Below are 2,019 nucleotides of genomic sequence, written 5' to 3'. Positions count from 1 at the left end.
CCGGGTGCGGGCACGACGAAGGCGGCGACCCCCGCGTGGGGATCGCCGCCTTCGTCCTGCTCGCGCTCGCGCGGAACGCGAGCGGCTCAGTGGAAGGAGTCGCCGCAGGCGCAGGAGCCGGTCGCGTTCGGGTTGTCGATCGTGAAGCCCTGCTTCTCGATCGTGTCCACGAAGTCGATCGAGGCGCCGCCGAGGTAGGGGGCGCTCATGCGGTCGGTGACGACCTTGACGCCGCCGAACTCCTTGACGACGTCGCCGTCGAGCGAACGCTCGTCGAAGAAGAGCTGGTAGCGCAGGCCGGAGCAGCCGCCGGGCTGGACGGCGACGCGCAGCGCGAGGTCGTCACGGCCTTCCTGGTCCAGCAGGGCCTTGACCTTCGACGCGGCGGCGTCGGACAGGAGGATGCCCTCGCTCACGGTGGTGGTCTCGTCCGATACGGACATCTGCTTCTCTCCCGGGTTGTACGGAGACTGCTTGCCGACGTTCCAACCGGCACGGTCGGGGAGTTATTCCCGCGCGGCCACGGACCGCGTCTCCTCATCGTCGCACACGGCGGCCGGCCGGGCCGGGGCCGGGGAAGGGGCGCACGTCACATCGGGCCGTGCGGTGTCGTCAACCTGACGGTAAGCGGATATCATAGATAACGTCAATACGACGAAAAGGGGGGCGGCGTCCGGGGACGAGACCCCCGCAGCGGCCCCACCGCCTCCTGTCCAGTAAAGAAAGGGTGCGTGACGTGACCACGGCCCAGACCCCCGTCGACCTCGATGTGCAGCCCACCCCGCTCGCCCTGCTGCTGCTCGGCCGCGAGGCCGACCCGCGCAGCGAGCGCGGCGTGGAGTGCCCGGGAGACCTGCCCGAGCCCTCCGACCCGGACCTCGTGGTCCGCGCCCGCGCGGCCAAGGAGAAGCTGGGCGAGAAGGTGTTCGTCCTCGGCCACCACTACCAGCGGGACGAGGTCATCCAGTTCGCCGACGTCACCGGCGACTCCTTCAAGCTGGCCCGGGACGCCGCCGCGCGGCCCGAGGCGGAGTACATCGTCTTCTGCGGTGTGCACTTCATGGCCGAGTCGGCCGACATCCTCACCTCGGAGCGCCAGCGGGTGATCCTCCCGGACCTCGCGGCCGGCTGCTCGATGGCGGACATGGCGACCGCCGAGCAGGTCGCCGAGTGCTGGGACGTCCTCACCGAGGCCGGCGTCGCCGCGCAGGTCGTCCCCGTCTCGTACATGAACTCCTCCGCCGACATCAAGGCGTTCACCGGGCGCCACGGCGGCACCATCTGCACCTCCTCCAACGCGAAGCGGGCCCTGGAGTGGGCCTTCGCGCAGGGCGAGAAGGTGCTCTTCCTCCCCGACCAGCACCTCGGGCGCAACACGGCCGTGCGGGACATGGGGATGTCGCTCGACGACTGCGTCGTCTACAACCCGCACAAGCCGAACGGCGGGCTCACCACCGAGCAGCTGCGCGCCGCGAAGATGATCCTGTGGCGCGGGCACTGCTCGGTGCACGGGCGGTTCTCGCTCGACTCGGTCCGCGAGGTCCGCGAGCGGATTCCGGGGGTCCGGGTCCTCGTCCACCCCGAGTGCAAGCACGAGGTCGTCTCCGCCGCCGACGAGGTGGGCTCCACGGAGTACATCATCAAGGCGCTGGACGCCGCCCCCGCCGGGTCGAAGTGGGCCATCGGGACCGAGCTGAACCTCGTGCGGCGGCTCGCGAAGGCGCACCCGGACAAGGAGATCGTCTTCCTGGACCGGACCGTGTGCTTCTGCTCGACCATGAACCGGATCGACCTGCCGCACCTCGTGTGGACGCTGGAGTCGCTGGCAGAGGGGAAGGTCGTCAACCGGATCGAGGTCGACGCGGAGACGGAGACGTACGCGAAGGCCGCGCTGGAGCGGATGCTGGCGCTGCCGTAGCGGTGGCTCCGGGCGGGCCCTGTGGGGCTCCGCCCGACGCCCCGCCCCTCGGTCTCCCCCAGCCTCCGGCCGGGGGGACCCCCACAGGGGCTGAAACGCGG

General features: G+C 70.7%; 2 protein-coding genes. One reads left to right on the top strand and one right to left on the bottom strand.

Annotation, left to right across the window (positions count from 1 at the left end; translation table 11 throughout):
- Positions 1-86: 86 nt before the first annotated feature.
- The gene (locus tag SSBG_RS22645; RefSeq protein ID WP_008748399.1) at positions 87-443 is read right to left on the bottom strand and encodes a HesB/IscA family protein; all 357 of its coding nucleotides are present in this window, start codon (positions 441-443) and stop codon (positions 87-89) included.
- Positions 444-727: 284 nt separating this feature from the next.
- On the opposite strand from SSBG_RS22645, the gene nadA reads away from it, so the two are divergent.
- A complete protein-coding gene (gene nadA / locus SSBG_RS22640; RefSeq protein ID WP_199781399.1) occupies positions 728-1,918 on the top strand; it encodes a quinolinate synthase NadA in 1,191 nt (396 codons plus the stop codon).
- The last annotated feature ends 101 nt before the right edge of the window (positions 1,919-2,019 follow it).

The sequence above is a fragment of the Streptomyces sp. SPB074 genome (assembly GCF_000154905.1).
Classification (GTDB): domain Bacteria; phylum Actinomycetota; class Actinomycetes; order Streptomycetales; family Streptomycetaceae; genus Streptomyces.
The sequence above is the reverse complement of the archived record's forward strand: the minus strand, read 5'-3'. Positions and strand labels throughout refer to the sequence as shown.

Coding starts and splice junctions, on each gene's coding strand:
- SSBG_RS22645 (WP_008748399.1), bottom strand. CDS start 443: ATGTCCGTATCGGACGAGACCACCACCGTGAGCGAGGGCATCCTCCTG.